Consider the following 22,222-nt stretch of genomic DNA (forward strand, 5'->3'; position numbering starts at 1 on the left):
CGCTGTTTCCCCCGTTGCGCGCCCATGCTACACGGGCCGCCCGCCGCGCGCAGGAGACGTCGCGCGGCGCCGCTCGTTTTCCGCCTTCCGCCTGTCCGAGACCGCCCGTGACCGAGACCGTCGTCACCCGCTTCGCGCCGTCGCCCACCGGCTTCCTGCACATCGGCGGCGCGCGCACCGCGCTGTTCAACTGGCTCTACGCCAAGGCGCAGGGCGGCAAAATGCTGCTGCGCATCGAGGACACCGACCGCGCCCGCTCCACCACGGAGGCGATCGACGCCATCCTCGACGGGCTGAAGTGGCTGGGGCTCGACTGGGACGGCGAGCCGATCTTCCAGTTCGCGCGCGCCGACCGCCACCGCGAAGCCGTGGAGCAGATGCTGGCCGCGGGCCGCGCCTATCGCTGCTACGCCACGGCGCAGGAGCTCGAGGAGATGCGCGCCACGGCCATGGCCGAGGGCCGCCCGCCCCGCTACGACGGCCGCTGGCGCGACCGCCCGGCCTCGGACGCGCCCGCCGACCGGGCGCCGGCCATCCGCCTGCGCGCGCCCCAGGAGGGCGAGACGGTGGTGGACGATCTGGTGCAGGGCCGGGTCGTGATCCCGAACAAGGATCTCGACGATCTGGTGCTGCTGCGCTCCGACGGCACGCCCACCTACATGCTGGCGGTGGTGGTGGACGACCACGACATGGGCGTGACCCACGTCATCCGCGGCGTGGACCATCTCACCAACGCCGCCCGCCAGACGCAGATCTACGAGGCGCTCGGCTGGTCCGTGCCGAAGATGGCGCACATCCCGCTGATCCACGGGCCGGACGGGGCCAAGCTCTCCAAACGCCACGGCGCGCTCGGCGTCGAGGCCTATCGGGAGATGGGCTTCCTGCCGGCGGCGGTGCGCAACTATCTGGCCCGGCTGGGCTGGAGCCACGGCGACGACGAGATCTTCTCCACGGAACAGGCGATCGCGTGGTTCGACGTGGGCCAGATCGGCCGCTCCGCCGCGCGGTTCGACATGGCGAAGCTGTCGAACCTCAACGGCCATTACATGCGCGCGACGCCCGACGCCGAGCTGCTGGCGGCGCTAAAGGCCGCCCTGCCGCATCTGCCCGGCGGGCCGGAGGCGGCGGCGCGGCTCGACGCCACCGGCCGCTGGCCGGCGCTGGAAAGCGCCCTGCCCGGCCTCAAGGAGCGCGCGAAGACGCTGGTCGAACTGCTTGACGGCGCGCGCTTCCTCACGGACGAGCGCCCGCTGGCTGTGGAGGCCGCCGCCGAAACGCTGCTGACGCCGGACGCGCGCGCGCTGCTCGGCCGTCTCCTGCCCCGTCTGGAGGCTCTGCCCGAATGGACCGCCGCCGCGGCGGAGGGCGAGGTGCGCGCGCTCGCGGACGAGGCGCAGGTCAAGCTCGGGGCTCTGGCCCAGCCGCTGCGCGCCGCCCTGACCGGCCGCAAGACCTCGCCCGGCATCTTCGACGTGCTGGTGGCGCTCGGCCGCGACGAAAGCCTGGCGCGCATCCGCGATCAGGCGCAGATGTGAACGAAAGCTGAAAAAGAAGGCCTGCCCAAAAGCGGCGCGAGCCCTATTTGCGCCGCAGCAAGACTTGCGATACGCCAAAAGCACGCCCTCCTAAAGTCGCCCTGCTCTCAGGCGAGCCAGTGGTCGACCCCCGCCCGAGGGCAGTCCAAAGCGCGAAGCTCGAGGGGCACCGACATGGCCGAAACCACCGGAAAACTGAAGGTTGGAGACGCGGAGCTCGATCTGCCCATTCGACAGGGCTCGGTCGGTCCGGACGTGCTCGACATCCAGACCCTGTACAAGCACACGGGTCTGTTCACCTATGACCCCGGCTTCACCTCCACGGCGAGCTGCGAGTCGAAGATCACCTACATCGACGGCGACGAAGGCGTGCTGCTCTATCGCGGCTATCCCATCGACGAGCTGGCGGAGAACGGCGACTTCCTCGAGACCTGCTATCTGCTGCTGCACGGCGAACTGCCGACTTCGGCCCAGAAGGCGGATTTCGACCGTCTGGTGACGCGCCACACCATGGTGCACGAGCAGATGTCGCGGTTCTATTCCGGTTTCCGCCGCGACGCCCATCCCATGGCGGTGCTGTGCGGCGTGGTCGGCGCGCTTTCGGCCTTCTACCACGACTCCACCGACATCACCGACGCCGACCAGCGCGAGATCGCGGCCATCCGCATGGTGGCGAAGATCCCGACGCTCGCCGCGATGGCCTACAAGTATTCGATCGGCCAGCCCTTCGTCTATCCGCAGAACGCGCTCGATTTTTCCTCGAACTTCCTCAACATGTGCTTCGCCGTGCCCTGCGAGGAGTACAAGGTGAACCCGGTTCTGGCCCGCGCCATGGACCGCATCTTCGTGCTGCACGCCGACCACGAGCAGAACGCATCCACCTCGACGGTGCGCCTCGCCGGCTCCTCGGGCGCCAACCCCTTCGCCTGCATCGCCGCCGGCATCGCCTGTCTGTGGGGCCCCGCCCATGGCGGCGCCAACGAGGCGGCGCTGAAGATGCTGAGCGAGATCGGCACGCCGGACAAGGTCGATCAGTATGTGAAGAAGGCGAAGGACAAGAACGATCCCTTCCGCCTGATGGGCTTCGGCCACCGCGTGTACAAGAACTACGATCCGCGCGCCAAGATCATGCAGAAGACCTGCCATGAGGTCCTGAAGGAGCTCGGCATCAAGGACGATCCGCTGCTCGAGGTGGCGATCCAGCTGGAGCAGATCGCCCTCAAGGACGATTATTTCATCGAAAAGAAGCTCTACCCGAACATCGACTTCTATTCCGGCATCACGCTGAAGGCGATGGGCTTCCCCACCGACATGTTCACCGTGCTGTTCGCCGTGGCGCGCACGGTGGGCTGGATCGCCCAGTGGAAGGAGATGGTGGAGGATCCCTCCCAGCGCATCGGCCGCCCGCGCCAGCTCTACACCGGCGCGGCCTTCCGCGACTACACGCCCATCGACCAGCGCCGCTGATCGCGCGGCGCCTGGGACGCTACGTCAAGCGTCATGCCCGGCGTACGCCGGGCATGACGGCAGCAGGAGGCGCGACGCAAGACGGGCTTCAAGCCCGTCGCGCGGCGCTCAATAGCGCTTGTAGCTCAGGAACTTGCCGGACATGGCCAGCTTGACGCGGTCGCCCTTCTGGTCGGGCTGGCGCTCCATGGTCATGTCGAAGTCGATGGCGGACATGATGCCGTCGCCGAACTCCTCCTGGATCAGCTCCTTCCAGGTTGTGCCGTAGACCTGCACCAGCTCGTAGAAGCGATAGATCAGCGGATCGGTCGGCGGCACCTGCGGCAGCGACCCGCGATAGGGGATCTCGGTCAGCAGGATCTCCGCCTCCTTCGGCAGTTCGAACAGTTCCGCCGCCTTGGCGGCCTCGCCGGGCTCCAGCCGCATCTGGCCGAGCAGCGCGGCGGTGACGACGATCGGCGAGGTGGAGACCGAGACCTTCTCGTGGATCTGTTTCCAGGTCAGGCCCTTGAGGCGCTTGGCGGAGAGAATGAGGTCGGTGACGTCGGCGCGGTTCATGGCGCGGTCCTTTTCTTAAGGTGGGACAAGGAGGGAGCGTTCGCCGCGCCGGTCTTCGGCGCGACGGTGAAGGGGGCGCGGCTGACGCGGTCAGACCGCGGCGAGCGCTTCGGCGGGAACCGGCCGCACGACGGGAACCTTGCGGGGGTCGTAAGGCTTGCCGGCGATGTCCTGGGCGAAGGTCTTCGAGCGCGTGACCAGGAAATCGAGCAGGTGGTTGCGCAAGGGGTAGTAGTTCGGGTGCTTGTGCATGGTTGCGGGCCTGCGGTCCGGCGGCAGCGTGTTCTCCACCACTTCGGCGATCTTCGCCTGCGGCCCGTTGGTCATGAGCACGATCCTGTCGGCCAGCAGCATGGCCTCGTCGATGTCGTGGGTGATCATGAACACCGTCTGCCGGGTCTCGGTGCAGATGCGCCGCACCTCGTCCTGCAGGCTGCCGCGGGTGAGCGCGTCGAGCGCCGAGAACGGCTCGTCCATCAGCAGCATCTTGGGCTCGATCGCGAGCGCCCGGGCGATGCCCACGCGCTGCTTCATGCCGCCGGAAAGTTCGGACGGCTTCTTGTCCTCCGCGCCCGAGAGATGGACGAGGTTGAGGTAGAACCGGCAGTGCTCGCGCACCTTCTCCCGGCTCCACTCCGGATGGCGCGACGACACCGCGAAGGCCACGTTCTCCAGCGCCGTCATCCAGGGCAGCAGGGAGTGGCCCTGGAAGATCACCGCCCGGTCGAGGCTCGGGCCGGAGATCTCCCGCCCGTCCACGATCACCGCGCCGTCGGTCGGCCGGTCGAGGCCCGCCAGCACGTTGAGGATGGTGGTCTTGCCGCAGCCGGAATGGCCGATGAGGCAGACGAACTCGCCGGGGTGGATCGGCAGCCAGATGTCCTCGAACACCGTGGTCTCGCCGCCGCCGCGCTTCGGGTAGCGCTTGGCGAGCGCCTCCACCGAGATCAGGGGCTTGGTCATGGGGCTCACTCCACGTAGGCCACGAGCCGCGCCGCCCGGGCGAGCGCCAGGTCGAGCGCCATGCCCACGAGCCCGATCAGCAGGATCGCGGTGATGATGTTGCCGATCGAGAGGTTGTTCCACTCGTTCCAGACGAAGTAGCCGATGCCGGTGCCGCCCACGAGCATCTCGGCCGCCACGATCACCAGCCAGGCGATGCCGATGGAGATGCGCATGCCGGTCATGATGGTGGGCGCCGCCGCCGGCAGGATGACGCGAAACGCCTTGCGCAGGCCCCCGACCTCAAGCGTCGCGGCGACGTTCAGCCACTCCTTCCGCACGCTCGCCACGCCGAAGGCGGTGTTGATCAGCATCGGCCACAGCGAGCAGATGAAGATCACGAAGATGGCGGAGATGTTGGAGTCCTTGATGGTGTAGAGCGCCAGCGGCATCCAGGCGAGCGGCGAGATCGGCTTCAGGATCTGGATGAAGGGATCGAGCGCCCGGTGGAGCAGCGGCGACATGCCGATCAGGAAGCCGAGCGGGATGGCGACAGCCGCGGCGATGGCGTAGCCAAGCAGAACCCGGCCGAGCGAATAGGCGAGCTGGATGCCGACGCCCTGGTCGTTGGCGCCGCGCACGTAGAACGGGTCCTTCAGATGGCCCCAGATCGTCGCGGCCACGTCCATGGGCGTCGGGAACGCGCTCTTCGCGCCCTGCGCCGCGGCGCCCGAGACCAGCGCCGCGTATTCGGGATCGACGTCGCCCGCCGCGGCGCCCACCGTCGGCAGGGTGGCGACGTGCCACGCGCCGACGAAGGCCGCGAAGATCAGCAGCGACAGCAGGCCGGCGCGCAGGGTGAGGGATGCGGTCATCCTCAGCCCCGCCTGATCGCGAAGGACGCCACATACTCTTCCGGCTTGGACGGATCGAACGGCTTGCCCATCACCGAGAAGGTCTTGGTGGTGGCTTCCGGCGGCGTCAGGCCGGCTTCGGCCATCAGCCTCTTGGCGTCGGTGGCGAGGAACACCTCGTTGGCGATGCGGGCGTAGTCCACGTCGCCCTTGATCTGACCCCAACGCTTCATCTGCGTCAGGATCCAGACGCCGAAGCTCTCCCACGGGAACGGATCGAAGCCGATGCGTTCGGGGTCCTTCTTCACGCCGCCGAGCCCGTCGGCGTAGGTGCCGGTCAGCACCTGCTCCACCACCGTCACCGGCTGGTTGAGATAGTTCGCGGGCGCGATGGCGGCGGCGATCTCCTTACGGTTCTCCGCCTTCTGGGCGTAGGCGGTCGCCTCGATGATGGCCTTCAGCAGCGCCTGATAGGTGCCGGGCGTTTCGGTGACGAACTGCTTCGAGGCCGAGAACACGCAGCAGGGATGGCCCGCCCACATCTCCTTCGACAGCATGTGGATGAAGCCGACGCCGTCATAGACCGCGCGCTGGTTGACGGGATCGGGCGCGAGGAAGCCGTCGATGTTGTCGGCGCGCAGGTTCGCGACCATCTCGGGCGGCGGCACGGCGCGGATCTGGACGTCGGTGTCCGGGTCGATCCCGTGCTCGGCGAGATAGTAGCGCAGCAGGTAGTTGTGCATGGAGTAGTCGAAGGGCACGGCGAACTTCATGCCCTTCCACGACTTGGGATCGCGGCGGTCCTTGTGCTTCACCGACAGGGTGATGGCCTGGCCGTTGACGTTCTCGATCGCCGGCGCGGACCACGGGATCGGGTTCGAGCCGGCGCCCATGGAGATGGCGAGCGGCATGGGCGACAGCATATGCGCCGCGTCGTACTCCTTGTTGATGGCCTTGTCGCGGATCACCGCCCAGCCGGCGGTCTTGACCACGTCCACCTTCAGCCCCTGCTTCTCGTAGAAGCCCATGGGCGCGGCCATGATGATGGGCGTGGCGCAGGTGATCGGGATGAAGCCGACCTTGAGGTCGGTCTTCTCGGGCTTCAGCCCCTGCGCGAACACTTCCGTCGCGGTCGCCAGCGGGAACAGCGCGCTCACCGCCGCGGCCGCGGTTCCGGCGCCCACCGCGGTCAGGAAGGCGCGGCGGGTGGCGTCGTGCGGGAACAGGGCGCGCATGACGGCGCCCTCGACGACGCGCGCGGCGCGCTCGTCGGCGTCGCGGGTTTCGGCCGCATGCTCGGCCTCCGTGGCGTGGCGGCCGCAGGAGCAGCCGCCGGTGAGGCGGAAGCGGGAATCGAACGGGTTCTGGAAGACGCTCATCGGCGTGACGGGCTCCGTCTGAAAAACTCTGCCCATCCTTTCGCAGGATGCGTGCCAACCCGGCCGAGATCCCCGACACGTTCAATTCCCAACGACCTCAGGCGCGCCAGATCAGTAACGAAATATCGTGACTTACGATTTTTCGTTATACGTCCGACGAAATGTCGTAGATTTACGACATGTCATCGCCCGCCCTTCCCGCCGCCGCCTTTCACGCCTCCGCCGACGCCGGCCTGATCGTCGATCCCTTCGCCGATCGCATCCTCGCCGCCAACGCCCGGGCGGCGGCGCTGCTGGACCGGCCCGTGGAGGCGCTGGTGGGCGCCTCGCTGTCGGCGCTGCATCCGGGGCAGCTTCCGGCGCTGGTGGTGTTCACCGAGGCGGTGCTGACGCAAGGGACGCACTGGACCCGCTCGCTCACGCCGAGCCGGCCGGACGAGCGCGCGCTGCGGCTGGAGTATGTGGGCGTGCGCCTCGGGGGGCCCGCCGCCGCCGGACTGCTGTTCACCCTGTGCGATCTGGACGAGCGCCGCCGCCGCGACGCCAACGCCGAGGCCGACCTCTACATGCGGGACGGCATCGCCGAATGGCGGCGGGTGGAGCGCTTCTTCCAGGACGTGGAGCGGGAGAACCAGCTCATCCTCAAGGCCGCGGGCGAAGGGGTCTACGGCGTCAACGCCGACGGCGTCACCACCTTCCTGAACCCCGCCGCCGAGCGCATGCTGGGCTGGCGGGCGGAGGAGCTGGTGGGGCGGAACATGCACGCCACGGTCCATCACCGCCACGCGGACGGAACCCACTACCCCCACGACGACTGCCCGATCTACGGCGCGTTCCGGGACGGGGCCGTGCATCATGTCACCGATGAGGTGTTCTGGACCAAGGACGGCGAACCGCTCTGGGTGGAGTACACCTCGACCCCGATCCGCGACCGGGGCCGCATCGTCGGCGCGGTGGTGGTGTTCCGCGACATCGGCGAGCGCCGGGCGGCGGAGGCCCGGCTCAAGGCCGCGCTCGCCGAGGTGGAGGCGCTGCGCCAGCGGCTGGAGCTTGAAAACGCCTATCTGCAGGAGGAGATCCGCACCGAAAGCCGCCATCGCGGCGTGATCGGGGCCAGCGCCGCGATCCAGACGGTGCTGCGGCAGGTGGATCTGGTGGCGCCCACCGACGCCACCGTGCTGATCACCGGCGAGAGCGGCACCGGCAAGGAGCTGATCGCCCGCGCCATCCACGAGGCGAGCGGACGCTCCAAGCGGCCCATGATCCGCGTCAACTGCGCCGCGATCCCGCGCGAGCTGTTCGAGAGCGAGTTCTTCGGCCACGCCAGGGGCGCCTTCACCGGCGCGCTGCGAGACCGGGTCGGCCGCTTCGAGCTGGCGAACGGCGGCACGCTGTTTCTGGACGAGGTGGGGGAAATCCCGATCGAGCTGCAGAGCAAGCTGCTGCGCGTGCTGCAGGAGGGCCAGGTGGAGCGCGTGGGCGAGGAGCGCACCCGCGCGGTGGACGTGCGCGTCATCGCCGCCACCAACCGGGACCTGGAGGCGGAGGTGCGCAAGGGAACCTTCCGCCGCGACCTGTTCTTCCGGCTGAACGTGTTCCCGATCCACTCCGTGCCCTTGCGCGAACGCCCGGAAGACGTGCCGCCGCTGGCGCTGCACGCCCTGAAGCGCCACGGCGAAGGCCGGGAGGGCGCCGCGCGGCTGTCGCTCAGCGAAGGCGACATGCGCCGGCTGGTGGCCTACGACTGGCCGGGCAATGTGCGCGAGCTTGAGAACGTGATCGAGCGCGCAGTGATCCTCGCCCGCGACGGCCGGGTGCGGATCGACCTGCCGGACGCCGCCCCGCGCCGCGCCGCCCTCGCCTCTCCGGCCGCGCCGGCGCCGGACGCCATCCTGTCCGAGGCGGACCGCCGCGCCCGCGACCGCGCCAGCATCCTGGCGGCGCTGACCCAGGCCGGCGGCAAGGTCTCCGGCCCCGGCGGCGCGGCGGAGCGGCTGGGCGTCAAGCCCACCACCCTCGCCTCGCGCATGAAGACGCTTGGGATTCCGCGCCGGCCGGAGTGACGCCTCTCACGCCACCGCCGCAAGGGCTCCCTTGTCCGCCGGCGCCATGTTCGCGTCCAGAAACGCGACCACGCGGGCGATGGCCGCGCGGGCCTCGGGCAGGAAGCGGGCGAAGGCCTGCCAGACGTGGGGCATTTCGGGCCAGACCTCCAGCTTCGCCGCGACGCCTGCGGCCGCAAGCGCCCCGTGCAGCCGCACCGCGTCGTCGCGCAGGATCTCGCTGCCGCCGCATTGCAGGAAGCAGGGCGGCAGGCCGGCGAGATCGCCGAACAGCGGCGACAGCAATGGGTCGCGGGGATCGCGGCCAGCGGCGTAGGCTTCGAACACCAGCGGCAGGCCGGCGGCGTCGAGGAAGGGGTCGAGCCCGGCGTTGCCGCTCATGCTGTCGCCGCTGCCGGTCATGTCCACGAAGGGCGACAGCCCCACCGCCGCCGCGGGCAAGGGCAGGCCCTCCTCCTTCAGCCGCAGCAGCAGCGCGAACGCCAGATTGCCGCCGGCGCTGTCGCCCACGAGCGCGAGAGCGCCCGGCGCGACGCACTCCTGCAGCAGCGCCTCATAAACCGCGAGCGCGTCGTCGAGCGCGGCCGGGAACGGGTGCTCGGGCGCGAGCCGGTAATCCGGCACGACGGTCTCCGCGCCGACGCCCCGCGCCAGCCGCCCGGCGATGCCGCGATGGGTGCGCGGCGACCCGGCCACGAAGGCGCCGCCGTGGAGATAGAGCAGCGTGCGGCCGCCCGCATGGGCCGTGGCGGCGTGGCGCTCGGCGGCGACGCCGCCGATCATGGCCGGGCGCCGGACCACGTTGCGCGGGAAATCCGGCGCGACGCGGGCCATCGCGTCCACCTCGCGCCGCAGGCGGATCAGGTCGGGATCGCGCTCCAGCCGCGGCTTGACCGCGAAGCGCAGAACGAGGTTCAGCATGCGCGCCTGCGCGCTGACCGGTCCGTCCATCGCTCGTCTCCCTACGCTGCGCCGCGGCATGATCCGCGATAGCGCCGGGCGATTGAAGCGAAAACACGGCGGCGCATCGCCGCCCTGAGCCTCTCGCGGGCGCCGTCGGGCGCGCGCTTGTGGCATGGTCGCGCCACGAGCGGATCGAACGAATCGGATACGGACGGCGGATGGCGGGCGGCGACAACGCGGAAACGGGCGGCGAAGGACTGTTTGCGCCTCATGAGGGCGCAGCGGTCAGGCCGGCGCGTCAGAAGCCCGCGCCCCGCGCCGAAGCGCCCGCGGAAGCCTCCTACGACGCCCATGACATCGAGGTGCTGGAGGGGCTGGAGCCGGTGCGCCGCCGCCCCGGCATGTACATCGGCGGCACCGACGAGAAGGCGCTGCACCACCTGTTCGCCGAAGTGCTCGACAACGCCATGGACGAGGCGGTGGCCGGCCACGCCAGCTTCATCGCGGTGGAGGTCGGCCTCGACGGCTCGGTGACCGTCACCGACAACGGCCGCGGCATCCCGGTGGACCCGCACCCGAAGTTCCCGCAGAAGTCCGCGCTCGAGGTCATCATGACCTCCCTGCATTCCGGCGCGAAGTTCGACGGCAAGGCCTATGAGACCTCCGGCGGCCTGCACGGCGTGGGCGTGTCGGTGGTGAACGCCCTGTCGGAGCGGCTCGACGTGGAGGTGGCGCGCAACCAGAAGCTCTACCGGCAGAGCTTTTCGCGCGGCCTGCCGCTGGGGCCGCTTGAGCCCGCTGGCGCGGCGCCGAACCGGCGCGGCACCCGCGTCACCTTCCGGCCGGACGAGCAGATCTTCGGCGCAGGCGCGCGGCTGAAGCCCGCGCGCCTGTTCCAGATGGCGCGCTCCAAGGCCTATCTGTTCTCCGGCGTCAAAATCCGCTGGAGCTGCCCGGCGGAGCTGCTGGCCGACGCCGGCGACACGCCGGACAAGGCCGAGCTGCACTTCCCCGGCGGGTTGAAGGACTATCTGGCCGCGAGCCTCGCCGGCCGCTCGCAGGCGGCGGAGCTGTTCACCGGCGCCCACAAGAAGGCGGGAGGCCACGGCGCCGTGGAATGGGCCGTCGCCTGGACCGACGACGGCGACGACGGCTTTTCCCGCTCCTACTGCAACACCATCCCGACGCCCGAGGGCGGCACCCACGAGCAGGGCCTGCGCATGGCGCTGCTGCGGGGCCTCAAGGCCTACGCGGACCTGACCAACGTGAAGCGCGCCGCGATCCTCACCGGCGAGGACGTGATCAACGGCGCCGCCACGATGCTGTCCGCCTTCATCCGCGAGCCGGAGTTCCAGGGCCAGACCAAGGAGCGGCTGGCGACGCCGGAGGCCGCGCGCATCGTCGAGACGGCGGTAAAGGACGCGTTCGACCATTGGCTCGCGGCCTCGCCCCAGCAGGCCAACCGGCTGCTGGAGCACGTCATCTCCCGCGGCGAGGAGCGGCTGCGCCGCCGCGCGGAAAAGGACGTGGCCCGCAAGACCGCCACCCGCAAGCTGCGCCTGCCGGGAAAGCTCGCCGACTGCAGCCAGGCGGGCTCCAAGGGCTCGGAGCTGTTCATCGTGGAGGGCGATTCGGCCGGCGGCTCCGCCAAGCAGGCGCGGGACCGCGCCACGCAAGCCGTGCTGCCCCTGCGGGGCAAGATCCTGAACGTCGCCAGCGCCGGCGCCGACAAGCTGGCCCAGAACCAGCAGCTCGCGGACCTGCTGCTGGCGCTCGGCTGCGGCGCCCGGGCGCGCTATTCGGAGGCCGACCTGCGCTACGAGCGGGTGATCGTGATGACCGACGCCGACGTGGACGGCGCCCACATCGCCTCGCTGCTCATGACCTACTTCTTCCGGGAGCTGCCGGAGCTGATCCGCAACGGCCACCTGTTCCTCGCCGTGCCGCCGCTCTACCGGCTGAGCCATGGGGGGACCACGGTCTACGCCCGGGACGACGCCCACAAGGACGAGCTTCTGGCCAGCAAGGCGTTCCGCAACAAGAAGGTGGAGATCGGCCGCTTCAAGGGCCTCGGCGAGATGCTGCCGGCGCAGCTGCGGGACACCACCATGGCGCCGGCGAAGCGCACGCTGCTGAAGGTCGAGATCGCCGAGGCCGCCCGCGAGGACACCCGCGACACGGTGGACAGGCTGATGGGCACGAAGCCGGAGGCGCGCTTCCGCTTCATCCAGGAGCGCGCGGCCTTCGCGGGCGATCTGGTCGACATCTGACGGGCGACCCGCGCCGGAGATCGTGAACGGCTCCGGCCACACCGGCGTCGCTGTTGACGGTCATGCTGGGCCTGAAGATCATGACCGGCTCGATCGACAAGGCCACGCTCATGCCCCGCAGCCTGCTGTCCCTGACGGCCCTCGCCGCCACGCTCGCGGCGTCCTTCGCCTTCGCCCAGACCCCGCCGCCGCCCTCCCCGTCGCCGAAGGCGCCGCAGGAGAAGCTGTCGCCCGACCCGATCCGGCCGGACGAAACGACGCCGCCGCAGGCGCCGTCTCCCGCCCCGCCGCCCGAACCGGACGCGCCCGCGCCATCGGAGGAGCCCGAGCCCGAAGCGTCCGCCGACGATCCGCTCGGCGTCGCCGCCAACGTCACGGTGGCGCGGGTCGCGAGCCCGTGGAGCACGGCGGACGGCAAGGGCTTCTCCCGGGTCATCGGCGTGATCGACGGGACCCGCAAGCGCTTCTACGCCCAGTGGCTGACCGAGCCGGACGGGCGCGTGATCGAGACCCGCGAGATCGAGGACAACGACGCCGCGCGGCTCACCTTCGGCGACATCCGCGCCGAACGCGGCTCCACCGGCGGCGTCACGCTGTTCCTCGACACGCAGCCCGACCGGGACGGGCTGCGCGACACCTGGGTGCTGATCCTCGGCGCGCCGGGGGAGATCCGCTTCGGTCCGGCGATGAACTGAGCGCGGCGGTTACGCCGTGATCTCCTTCGCGGTGATCCTGTAGCGGAAGCCGTCGGCGTCCAGGCAGTCCAGCCGGCCGGCGGCGGTCTCGGCCTGCGGGTACATCAGGAAGCCGAGCTTCGGCCCGCTGGAGCCCGGCAGCGCTACGTCGTGGGCGTCGTTGAAGGCGATCCAGTTGGTCTCCCAGGCGCCCAGCAACGCCGCACGCGCCGCATCGACCTTCGGATCGTCCAGCTTCAGATTGGCCGGCGGCTCCTCCAGCGCCACCTTGCGCACGTCCGCCGGATCGGCCGGAACCCAGCCCGGCCCGTCGAGCCACACTTCGGCCCGGCAGTGCTGCGCCTTGGTGATGGTCTCGGAATTGGCGCCGAGGCTCTTGTAACCGAAGCGCGAGGGCGCGACCCGGATGCCGTAGATGTCGCGCGCCGGAACGCCGACCGCGCGCACCAGCCCCACGAACAGCGCGTTGAGATCGGCGCACTTGCCGCCGAGGTTGCCGCTTTCCAGCATGGAGGCCACGTCGCCAAGGCCGCAGCCGCGCACCTTGGCGTCCCGGAAGGTGTTCGCGACCACCCACTCGTAGATCGCTCTGACCTTCTCCCTGTCGGTCGCCGCGCCGCCGACGATGGAAAGCGCGGTCTTGCGCACGACGCCATCGGTGGGGATCAGCTCGGTGGCGGCGAGATAGGCTTCACGGTCGGCGGAGGACAAGGCCGGCGCGCCCGTGGCCGCGAGGTCGACGCTGCGATCGCGGGTCGCGACCCGGCTCACCACCGCGAGCTTCGGCGCCTCGGCGCCCTCGCGCCATTCCGCCTGCACCAGACCGGCGCCGCCCTCCACCAGCTTCGCCTGCGCGGCGTTGCCGTCGAAGCTGGAGCCTTCCGGCCGGGTCCAGTCGTCGGCGCGGAAGTTGGCGGTCGGAACCCACACCCTGGCCGCACCCTTTGTCGGCGGAAGCTCCACCTCGGTGCGGATTTCGAACGTGCGCCAGGCGCCGGGTTTGGGAGCGAACGCGGGGGCGCCCTGCGCCCGGCCGATGGTCGGAACGGCGGCCAGCGCCGCCGCGGCGACGCCGCTCTGCAGCAGGGTTCTGCGGTCCATCATCTCGTCTCGTCCTTCCTGTTCGTCGACGGTCTGCGCCGTCTTGGCTTCGATCTCATTCCGGATGCGCCTCGAGTCCCGTGACAGCCTCGACGGTCGCGGGCGCGCGCCAGTCCACGGGGCCGCTCGCCACCCGCGCCACGGCGCCGCCCGGCGCGAGCGCGATCGTGGTCGGCAGAACCTTGACGCCGAGCGCCCGCGCAGCGCCCCGGTCCTCGTCCACGGCGACGGGAAAGCCGAGCCCGAACGGCTCCACGAAGCGGGCCACCCGAGATGCAGGCTCGCCCACGTCGACGCCGATCACCGTGATCCGCTCCCCGTGCTCGGCCGCGAAGCGGGCCAGCTCCGGCAGCTCCACCCGGCAGGGCGCGCACCATGTGGCGAAGAAGTGTAACAGCACAGTCCGGTCGGGCCGAGCCTTCAGCGCAAGCGTGGCGCCGTCGAGCGCCGGACGCTCAAGCGTCGCGGCGGGGGCCGGCGCCGGGGGCGCGAACGGCGAAAAGGCGATCTCCTCCGCGGACGCGACGGCGGCGCCCGCCAGCGCGATCAGCGGCGTCAGCAACGCCAGCGGGCGGAAAGATCGGATCGCCGTCACGCGGCAGGCTCCTGCTCCCGGACAGCCCATCGGCTGCGGTCAATTGTCACGATGGGGCGAGGACGGCGCCCGGTCAACGCCGCAGCCCCGCGATCCGAGCAATCGTGATCGGCGCGTTCGGCCCTGCGGCGGAGGATGCGGCGGGGCTGCGGCCCGTATATGGTCGCGCGCCCGTTCCATACTCCTTCCGCACTCTTTCCGCCGAGACCGCCCTGATGACCGTGACGTTCGCCGACGTGGAGGCCGCCGCCCGGCTGCTGGAAGGGGCCGTGTCGCCCTCGCCCATGCTGGCGGCGCCGAAACTTTCCGCGCTCACCGGCGCGGACGTGCGGGTGAAGTACGAGAACTTCCACGTCACCAACGCCTTCAAGGAACGCGGCGCGGTCTCCAAACTGTCGCGGCTGACGCCGGGGGAGCGCGCCCGCGGCGTCATCGCCATGTCGGCGGGCAACCACGCCCAGGCTGTCGCCTACCACGCCACCCGGCTCGGCATTCCCTCCACCATCGTGATGCCGGACACCACGCCGCATGTGAAGGTGGCGGCCACCCGCGGCTTCGGCGCCGAGGTGGTGCTGGACGGCGAGACCGTGGCCGAGGCGCAGGTGCGCGCCAGCGCCATCGCGCTGGAGCGCGGCCTCACCTTCGTTCACCCTTACGACGACCCCTACGTGATCGCGGGCCAGGGCTCCATCGCCATGGAGATGCTGGCCGCCGATCCCGACCTCGACTGTCTGGTCGTGCCGATCGGCGGCGGCGGGCTGATCTCCGGCATGGCGATCGCGGCCAAGGCGATCAAGCCGGAGATCGAGGTGATCGGCGTCGAGGCCGCGCTCTATCCCGCCATGTGGAACGCGCTGCGCGGCGAGGAGCTGCCGGTGGGCGGGCCGACGCTCGCCGAAGGCATCGCGGTCAAGAACGTGGGCGTGCTGACGCGGGAGATCGTGGCCCGGCTGGTGGACGACATCGTGCTGGTGTCGGAAGCGGAGCTGGAGCGGGCGGTGAACGCCTACCTGATCCACCAGAAGACGCTGGCCGAGGGCGCGGGCGCCGCGGGCCTCGCCGCCCTGTTCGCCCAGCCGGCCCGCTTCGCCGGCCGCAAGGTCGGCCTCGTGCTCTGCGGCGGCAACATCGACCCGCGCATCCTCGCCTCGATCATGGTGCGGGAGCTGGAGCGCGACCAGAAGATCCTGGCCTTCCGCATGACCATCGCGGACCGGCCGGGCATGCTGGGCCTGATCTCGGGCAAGCTCGGCGAGCTCGGCGCCAACATCATCGAGGTGCATCACCAGCGCCAGTTCCTCGACGTGCCCGCCAAGGGCGCCACGCTGGACGTGACGGTGGAGACCCGCGACCACGCCCATGCGGAGGCGATCCTCGCCGCGTTCCGGGAGATCGGGCTGCCCTGCCGCAGGCTCGACAGCGGGGCCGGCGGCTGATCGAAAGTCGGAATCGCTTGGGTTCCGGCGCGGCCTTGCCTATAAGGACGGCACGCCGCGAACGCCCGGATCGCCGGGCGGCGCTTCTGATCGACCCCCGCAACGGCTCGCTTTTGACCCCGGTCGTCTTCGTCCTCAACGGTCCCAACCTGAACCTCCTCGGCCTGCGCGAGCCCGCCATCTATGGCGCCGGCACGCTGGCCGACCTTGAGGAGCTGTGCCGCGCTTCCGGTTCGCGGCTGGGCCTGACCGTGGACGTGCGCCAGTCGAACCACGAAGGCGATCTGGTGGACTGGATTCAGGAGGCGCGGACGGCGGCGCAGGGCATCGTGCTGAACGCCGGCGCCCTGACCCACACCTCCGTGGCCATCCACGACGCGCTGCGCGCCGTAGGCGTTCCCGCGATCGAGGTTCACCTGAGCAACGTGCACGCCCGCGAAAGCTTCCGTCACCACTCCTACGTGTCTCCGGTCGCGGCCGGCGTCATCGTGGGGTTAGGGCCCGACGGCTATGACTTCGCGCTCCAGGCCCTCGCCCGCCGCATCGCGCGGCCCGACCCATCATCCGAGCCGATCACGGCGTGATCCCGCCCGTCGGAGAGCGACATCCCATGAGCAAGCCCACCGCCAAATCCTCCATCGACCCGGAGCTGATCCGCGAACTCGCGAAGCTGCTCTCCGAGAGCGACCTCAGCGAGATCGAGGTCGAGGTCGAGGACCTTCGCATCCGCGTCGCCCGCCATGTTCAGGCGCAGGCCACCGTCTACGCGCCGGCGCCCGTCGCCTCGGTCCCGGCTACCCAGCCCGCGCCGTTCGCGGCGGAGCCGGCCGCGAACGATCCCGCCAAGAACCCGGGAGCGGTGACATCGCCCATGGTCGGCACCGCCTATCTCGCGCCCGAGCCCGGCGCGAAGGCCTTCGTCGAAGTCGGCTCGTCCGTCCGTCAGGGCCAGACCCTGCTGATCGTCGAAGCCATGAAGACCATGAACGCCATCCCCGCGCCCAAGTCCGGCGTGGTGCGCGAGATTCTGATCACCGACGGCCAGCCGGTTGAGTTCGGCGAACCCCTTCTGATCGTGGATTGATCCGGCGATGCCGAACATCCAGAAGGTCCTGATCGCCAACCGCGGCGAGATCGCGCTGCGCATCCTGCGCGCCTGCAAGGAGCTCGGCATCGCCACCGTCGCGGTGCACTCCACCGCCGACGCCAACGCCATGCATGTGCGGCTCGCGGACGAGAGCGTCTGCATCGGGCCGCCCGCCGCCCGCGACAGCTATCTGAACATCCCGTCGCTGCTGGCCGCGGCCGAGATCACCGGCGCGGATGCGGTCCATCCCGGCTACGGCTTCCTGTCCGAGAACGCGCGCTTCGCGGAAATCCTCGAGGAGCACGGCCTGGTGTTCATCGGGCCGAAGCCCGAGCACATCCGCATCATGGGCGACAAGATCGCCGCCAAGCAGACCGCCAAGAGACTCGGCATCCCGGTGGTGCCCGGCTCCGACGGCGGCGTCACCGACGACGACGAGGCCCGCCGGGTCGCTGAGGGCATCGGCTTCCCCGTGCTGGTGAAGGCCGCCTCTGGCGGCGGCGGCCGCGGCATGAAGGTGGCGATGACCGCCGACGACCTGTCCGAGGCGCTTCAGACCGCCCGCTCCGAGGCCAAGGCCGCCTTCGGCGACGACGCGGTCTATCTGGAGAAGTACCTCATCCACCCGCGCCACATCGAGGTGCAGGTGCTGGGCGACGGCGAAGGCGCCGCGATCCATCTGGGCGAGCGCGACTGCTCGCTGCAGCGCCGGCACCAGAAGGTGTGGGAGGAAGCCCCCTCGCCCGCGCTTACTCCGGAAGAGCGTGAGACCATCGGCGAGACCGTCGCCAACGCCATGCGCGAGCTGAAGTACCGCGGCGTCGGCACGATCGAATTCCTGTATGAGAACGGCGAGTTCTACTTCATCGAGATGAACACCCGCATCCAGGTGGAGCATCCGGTGACGGAGATGATCACCGGCATCGACCTGATCAACGAGCAGATCCGCATCGCCAGCGGCGCGCGGCTCTCGATCGCCCAGGAGGACGTGACCTTCCGCGGCCACGCCATCGAATGCCGGGTGAACGCCGAGAACGCCGAGACCTTCCGGCCCTCCCCCGGCCGCATCGAGTATTACCACGTGCCGGGCGGCCTCGGCGTGCGCGTCGATTCCGCCGCCTATCAGGGCTATTCGATCCCGCCGAACTACGACAGCATGATCGGCAAGCTCATCGTCCACGGCCGCAACCGCGCCGAATGCCTGATGCGGCTGCGCCGGGCGCTGGACGAGTTCGTGGTGGACGGCGTGGACACCACGCTGCCGCTGTTCCGCCGGCTGGTGCGCAACCCGTCCATCCAGGACGGCGATTACGACATCCACTGGCTGGAGACCATGCTGGCGGAGACCGCCGGCGGCGGCGGCGAGGCTTAAGCGCCTCAGGAGGGCGGACCGGGCAGGCGATGACGCGGGTCAACGACGTGCTGGTGGAGATCACGCCGGAGGTTCTGCTGAAGGCCTACGCCTGCGGCATCTTCCCGATGGCCGACAGTGCGGACGATCCGGGCCTGTTCTGGATCGAGCCGGAACTCCGGGGCGTGATTCCGCTGGACGGGTTCCGCATCTCCTCCCGCCTCGCCCGCACCGTGCGCTCGGACCTGTTCGAGATCCGGGTCGACACCGCGTTCGAGGCGGTGATGGACGGCTGCGCCGCGCCCGCGCCCGACCGGCTCAAGACGTGGATCAACGGCCGCATCCGTCGGCTTTACGGCGATCTCCACGCCATGGGCCACGGCCACAGCGTGGAGGCGTGGCGCGACGGGCGGCTGGTGGGCGGGCTCTACGGCGTCAGGCTGGGCTCGGCCTTCTTCGGCGAGAGCATGTTCCACACCGAGCGCGACGCCTCCAAGGTGGCGCTGGCGCATCTTGTGGCCCGGCTGCGGCGCGGCGGCTTCCGTCTGCTCGACACCCAGTTCGTGACCGACCACCTGCGCTCCTTCGGAGCGATCGAGGCCCCGAAGCGGGCCTATCACCGCATGCTGGACGAGGCGCTCGCCCACGACGCGGACTTCTTCTGCTGGCCGAAGGGCCGCCCGGTCACGGGCGCGGAGGCGCTTGCCGAGCTGTAAGCCTTCGGTAACCACGCCAGCGGAAACTCGGGGGGTCGCGCCCAAGGCGCCGCCTGTGCGAGTACCGCCGATGAACGCTCACTACCGCCGCGCGTCTCTGGTCGTCGAGGACGACCGTTCGGCCACGTTCTGGTCGTCGCGCCGGCCGACCATCGACCTGATCCCCGAACCGTCCCTGCTCCACCGCCTGCGTCCCGCCCTGCCCTACGCCGCCGCGGCGATCGCGGTCGCCGCCATGGTCACGGGCGCCGCGACGCTCGCGACCACGCCGATGATGACCGACGGCGTCGAGGATGTGGCGGCGCTGGACGCCCGCGCCATGGGGCTCGCCGCCGCGCTGGACCCCACCGGCCAGAACGAGCGCGACGCCGCCATGGACCGCAAGGTCGCCAAGATGCAGGCGGAGATGACGCGGCTGCGCCGGGCGCTGGATCAGTCGAAGAAGGGCCAGGCCGCGCTCGCCAAGACCGCGGCGGGACAGGAGGAGGTCAAAGGTCTCAAGGCCCGGATCGCCGAACTGGAGAAGACGCTCGACGCCTCGCGTCAGGCCTCCGCGGGCAAGATCGACGAGCTGACGAAGATGGTCGAGGCCGCCAGGGCGCAGGCCGCGACCGTGGAGACCGCCAAGGCCGAGCCCGTGAAGCCAGCCGAAAGCCCGCAGCTCGCCGATCTGCGAGACCGGGTTGAGAAGATCGAGAAGGCGTCCGCCGCCACCGTCGCGGACGCGGGCGCCAAGGCCTCCGATCCCGAGACCACCGGCAGCGTCGCGCCGGCCGATCCCTCGAGCTCGATCGTGAAGAACTGGACCGTGCTCGAGGTGCGGGACGGCGTCGCCCGGCTCGACGGCCGCCACGGCCTGATCGAGGTGAAGCGCGGCGACGACACGCCGGAGTTCGGCCGCGTCCGCGCCGTGGAGCGCCGGGACGGCCGCTGGGTGGTGGTCACCGAGCGCGGCCTCGTCCTCCAGCGCCCCTGAGCGCAGACGACGGTCAGTCCTTCGTCTTCGCCGCCTTCTTCGCCTTCTGAGCGGCGCGCAGGGACGCGGCGCGGCCCGGCTTCGTCACCTGCCGCGACCGGGCGATCGCGAGCGCGTCCGCCGGCACGTCCTCCGTCACCACGCTGCCGGTTCCCACATAGGCGCCGTCGCCCACCGTCACCGGCGCGATCAGCGCGGTGTTCGAGCCGATGAAGGCGTCGGCGCCGATGTCGGTGCGGAACTTGGACACGCCGTCGTAATTGCAGGTGATGGTTCCGGCGCCCAGATTGGCGCGCGCGCCGACGCGGGCGTCGCCCACGTAAGTGAGGTGGTTGAGCTTGGCGCCCTCCTCCACCTGGGCGTTCTTCACCTCGACGAAGTTGCCGACCTTGGCGCCCGCGCCGAGCCTGGTCCCCGGCCGCAGCCGCGCGAACGGGCCGACCGAGACGCCGGGTCCGACCTCGGCCCCCTCCAGATGGCTGAAAGCGTGGATCACAGCGCCGTCGGCCACGGAGACGCCGGGGGCGAACACCACGTTCGGCTCCACCATGACGTCGCGGCCGAGGGCGGTGTCGTGGGAGAAGAACACCGTCTCCGGCGCGATCAGGGTGGCGCCGCCCTCCAGCGCCGCGGCGCGCAGGCGGTTCTGGAACGCCGCCTCCACGGCGGCGAGCTGCGCGCGGGTATTGACGCCCTGCACCTCCGCCTCCGGCGCGGCCTCCACCGCCACCACGAGGCCCGACCTCACCGCCACCTCCACCACGTCGGTGAGATAGAACTCGCGCTTGGCGTTCTGGTCGCCGATGCGGTCGAGCAGGTCGAGCGCATGGGCGCCAGACAGCGACATCAGCCCGCCATTGGACAGGCGGATGGCGCGCTCTGCGTCGGTGGCGTCCTTCTCCTCGCGGATCGCCACCAGATTGGCGCCCTCGGAGATCAGCCGGCCGTAGCCGGTGGGGTCCTGCGCCTCGAAGCCCAGCACCGTCACGCCGGCGCCGCGGGCGAGCGGCGCCCGCAGGCGCCTCAGCGTCTCGGCCCGCACCAGCGGCGTGTCGCCATAGACGATCAGCACGTCGTCATAGCCCTCCGCCAGCGCCTCGCGGGCGGCGAGCACGGCGTGGGCGGTGCCCCGGCGCTCCTCCTGCACATAGACGCGGGCCTCGGGGGCGAGCCGTTTCGTCTCCGCCGCCACGTCCTCCCGGCCCGGTCCAACGACCACCGCCAGCGCCTCGGAGCCCGCGTCCCGCGCCGCCGCCAGCACATGGCCGAGCAGCGACCGGCCCGCGGCGCGGTGCAGCACCTTCGGCAGGTCGGAGCGCATGCGCGTGCCCTCGCCGGCCGCAAGCACGATGGTGAGGCAACGGCGGGCGGCGGAGGCGGTCATAAGCGGTCCCGGATCTTCGGCGTGGCGGCGCGCCCGCTGAATCAGGACGCGGAGGAACCTTGGCCGCAATTCGCCACGCCCCGCAACCTCGCGCGACGATGGATTTCCACGCGGTCGATCATCCGACTCAGGTATCGTCCGCGCACCAATGTTTTCTCCCCGGCATCGGCGGAGCCGCATGCCGCCATCGGGATCCGCGCGTGACCCACGACCCCCTTCCCGACCCCTATGACGTCGTCCACCGGCTCGACCGGCCGACGCCGCCCATGGTGTGGGGCGTGGTGATGGCCGCGGCGCTGGCCGCCGCCGGCTTCGCGGCGTTCCGCGGCGCCGGCCACGAGGACGCCGTGGCGGACGCTTCGGCGCAGCAGGTGGAGCGGCTGGAGCGCGAGGTGCGACGCATCGCAGCGGAGCGCGACGATCTTTCCCGCCGCATGGCCTTGCTCGAACGCGGCGTCGGCGAGATGAAGATCGCCGCCATCGCCCAGCGCCCGACGGACACCACAGGCTCGATCGGCGCCGGCGCCGGGGCGTTCGCGCTGGCGCTCGGCGTGGAGATGTCGACGGATGCGGCGCGCCGCCGCTGGAGCGCCCTGGGCGCCCGCTATCCCCGCGCGCTCTCGGGGCTGTCGCTTCGGCTGGCCCGGCGTCCGGGCGGCGCGGTGGAGCTGCTGGCGGGTCCCTTCGCCACCTCTGAGGCGGCCGGCAGGGCCTGCGTCGAACTCGCCGGGCCGGCGACGCCCTGCGGCGCGGCCCCCTTCACCGGCGAGCCGATCGAGAAGCTGTGATTTTCGCCCCAGGCTTCGGCCGTGAGCGATATTTCGGCGCCGGCGCATTGGAAATCATCCCTGTCTGCAGCATTATTCAGGCCTCGTCTCAATGTCGAATGGCTCTCAGACGGGCGGTGACG

At 70.6% G+C, this 22,222-nt stretch carries 20 protein-coding genes; 12 read left to right on the plus strand and 8 right to left on the minus strand.

The features are described from left to right. The first annotated feature begins 107 nt into the window (after positions 1 to 107). Both gltX and gltA read left to right on the plus strand, forming a co-directional pair. Complete coding sequence (gene gltX, locus PKE85_RS04260; protein ID WP_271203538.1) at positions 108 to 1,535, plus strand: glutamate--tRNA ligase; 1,428 nt, start codon at positions 108 to 110, stop codon at positions 1,533 to 1,535. A gap of 174 nt (positions 1,536 to 1,709) precedes the next feature. After that, entirely contained in the window at positions 1,710 to 3,002 is a 1,293-nt protein-coding gene (gene gltA / locus PKE85_RS04265) for a citrate synthase (protein WP_271203539.1), read from the plus strand. Positions 3,003 to 3,110: 108 nt separating this feature from the next. On the opposite strand, the gene cynS is transcribed toward gltA, so the two are convergent. The 4 genes from cynS to PKE85_RS04285 form a co-directional block, all read right to left on the minus strand. Next, positions 3,111 to 3,560, minus strand: a complete 450-nt coding sequence (gene cynS / locus PKE85_RS04270) for a cyanase (protein WP_271203540.1) — start codon at positions 3,558 to 3,560, stop codon at positions 3,111 to 3,113. Positions 3,561 to 3,650: 90 nt separating this feature from the next. Continuing rightward, on the minus strand, positions 3,651 to 4,523 hold the full coding sequence (locus PKE85_RS04275; RefSeq protein ID WP_271203541.1) for an ABC transporter ATP-binding protein: 873 nt from the start codon (positions 4,521 to 4,523) through the stop codon (positions 3,651 to 3,653). Between the two features lie 5 nt (positions 4,524 to 4,528). Further along, positions 4,529 to 5,377 (minus strand): nitrate ABC transporter permease, encoded by an 849-nt coding sequence (ntrB, locus tag PKE85_RS04280; RefSeq protein WP_271203542.1) that lies wholly within the window; start codon positions 5,375 to 5,377, stop codon positions 4,529 to 4,531. Positions 5,378 to 5,379: 2 nt separating this feature from the next. Beyond that, positions 5,380 to 6,735 carry a CmpA/NrtA family ABC transporter substrate-binding protein gene (locus PKE85_RS04285; protein ID WP_271203543.1) on the minus strand — a complete coding sequence of 452 codons (1,356 nt, stop codon included), beginning with the start codon at positions 6,733 to 6,735 and terminating at the stop codon, positions 5,380 to 5,382. 179 nt (positions 6,736 to 6,914) lie between these two features. Between PKE85_RS04285 and PKE85_RS04290 the strand changes: the two genes are divergently transcribed. Next, positions 6,915 to 8,798, plus strand: coding sequence for a sigma-54 interaction domain-containing protein (locus tag PKE85_RS04290; protein ID WP_271203544.1), 1,884 nt, complete (start codon positions 6,915 to 6,917; stop codon positions 8,796 to 8,798). Between the two features lie 6 nt (positions 8,799 to 8,804). On the opposite strand, the gene PKE85_RS04295 is transcribed toward PKE85_RS04290, so the two are convergent. Further along, on the minus strand, positions 8,805 to 9,749 hold the full coding sequence (locus PKE85_RS04295; protein ID WP_271203545.1) for an alpha/beta hydrolase: 945 nt from the start codon (positions 9,747 to 9,749) through the stop codon (positions 8,805 to 8,807). A gap of 170 nt (positions 9,750 to 9,919) precedes the next feature. Here PKE85_RS04295 and parE point away from each other — a divergent pair, with 170 nt between their 5' ends. Next, the gene (gene parE, locus PKE85_RS04300) at positions 9,920 to 11,971 is read left to right on the plus strand and encodes a DNA topoisomerase IV subunit B (protein ID WP_271203546.1); all 2,052 of its coding nucleotides are present in this window, start codon (positions 9,920 to 9,922) and stop codon (positions 11,969 to 11,971) included. A gap of 53 nt (positions 11,972 to 12,024) precedes the next feature. Further along, positions 12,025 to 12,666 carry a hypothetical protein gene (locus PKE85_RS04305; protein ID WP_271203547.1) on the plus strand — a complete coding sequence of 214 codons (642 nt, stop codon included), beginning with the start codon at positions 12,025 to 12,027 and terminating at the stop codon, positions 12,664 to 12,666. A 9-nt stretch (positions 12,667 to 12,675) separates the two neighbouring features. Here PKE85_RS04305 and PKE85_RS04310 read toward each other — a convergent pair whose 3' ends face one another. Both PKE85_RS04310 and PKE85_RS04315 read right to left on the minus strand, forming a co-directional pair. Then, positions 12,676 to 13,767 (minus strand): transglutaminase-like domain-containing protein, encoded by a 1,092-nt coding sequence (locus PKE85_RS04310; protein ID WP_271204073.1) that lies wholly within the window; start codon positions 13,765 to 13,767, stop codon positions 12,676 to 12,678. Positions 13,768 to 13,822: 55 nt separating this feature from the next. After that, the gene (locus PKE85_RS04315) at positions 13,823 to 14,362 is read right to left on the minus strand and encodes a TlpA family protein disulfide reductase (RefSeq protein WP_271203548.1); all 540 of its coding nucleotides are present in this window, start codon (positions 14,360 to 14,362) and stop codon (positions 13,823 to 13,825) included. A 215-nt stretch (positions 14,363 to 14,577) separates the two neighbouring features. On the opposite strand from PKE85_RS04315, the gene PKE85_RS04320 reads away from it, so the two are divergent. The 6 genes from PKE85_RS04320 (at position 14,578) to PKE85_RS04345 (ending at position 19,928) form a co-directional block, all read left to right on the plus strand. Then, entirely contained in the window at positions 14,578 to 15,798 is a 1,221-nt protein-coding gene (locus PKE85_RS04320) for a threonine ammonia-lyase (RefSeq protein ID WP_271203549.1), read from the plus strand. A gap of 113 nt (positions 15,799 to 15,911) precedes the next feature. Beyond that, on the plus strand, positions 15,912 to 16,382 hold the full coding sequence (gene aroQ / locus PKE85_RS04325) for a type II 3-dehydroquinate dehydratase (RefSeq protein WP_271203550.1): 471 nt from the start codon (positions 15,912 to 15,914) through the stop codon (positions 16,380 to 16,382). Positions 16,383 to 16,408: 26 nt separating this feature from the next. Then, positions 16,409 to 16,882, plus strand: coding sequence for an acetyl-CoA carboxylase biotin carboxyl carrier protein (gene accB, locus PKE85_RS04330; protein WP_271203551.1), 474 nt, complete (start codon positions 16,409 to 16,411; stop codon positions 16,880 to 16,882). A gap of 7 nt (positions 16,883 to 16,889) precedes the next feature. Beyond that, positions 16,890 to 18,257 (plus strand): acetyl-CoA carboxylase biotin carboxylase subunit, encoded by a 1,368-nt coding sequence (gene accC / locus PKE85_RS04335; protein WP_271203552.1) that lies wholly within the window; start codon positions 16,890 to 16,892, stop codon positions 18,255 to 18,257. Positions 18,258 to 18,286: 29 nt separating this feature from the next. Continuing rightward, positions 18,287 to 18,952: a leucyl/phenylalanyl-tRNA--protein transferase gene (aat, locus tag PKE85_RS04340; protein ID WP_271203553.1), complete on the plus strand. Its 666-nt coding sequence runs from the start codon at positions 18,287 to 18,289 to the stop codon at positions 18,950 to 18,952. A gap of 70 nt (positions 18,953 to 19,022) precedes the next feature. Next, a complete protein-coding gene (locus PKE85_RS04345; RefSeq protein ID WP_271203554.1) occupies positions 19,023 to 19,928 on the plus strand; it encodes a hypothetical protein in 906 nt (301 codons plus the stop codon). A 13-nt stretch (positions 19,929 to 19,941) separates the two neighbouring features. On the opposite strand, the gene glmU is transcribed toward PKE85_RS04345, so the two are convergent. After that, positions 19,942 to 21,312, minus strand: coding sequence for a bifunctional UDP-N-acetylglucosamine diphosphorylase/glucosamine-1-phosphate N-acetyltransferase GlmU (gene glmU, locus PKE85_RS04350; protein ID WP_271203555.1), 1,371 nt, complete (start codon positions 21,310 to 21,312; stop codon positions 19,942 to 19,944). 200 nt (positions 21,313 to 21,512) lie between these two features. On the opposite strand from glmU, the gene PKE85_RS04355 reads away from it, so the two are divergent. Further along, positions 21,513 to 22,100 carry a hypothetical protein gene (locus PKE85_RS04355; RefSeq protein WP_271203556.1) on the plus strand — a complete coding sequence of 196 codons (588 nt, stop codon included), beginning with the start codon at positions 21,513 to 21,515 and terminating at the stop codon, positions 22,098 to 22,100. The last annotated feature ends 122 nt before the right edge of the window (positions 22,101 to 22,222 follow it).

It is taken from the genome of Methylopila jiangsuensis, assembly GCF_027922305.1.
Classification (GTDB): Bacteria; Pseudomonadota; Alphaproteobacteria; order Rhizobiales; family Methylopilaceae; genus Methylopila; species Methylopila jiangsuensis.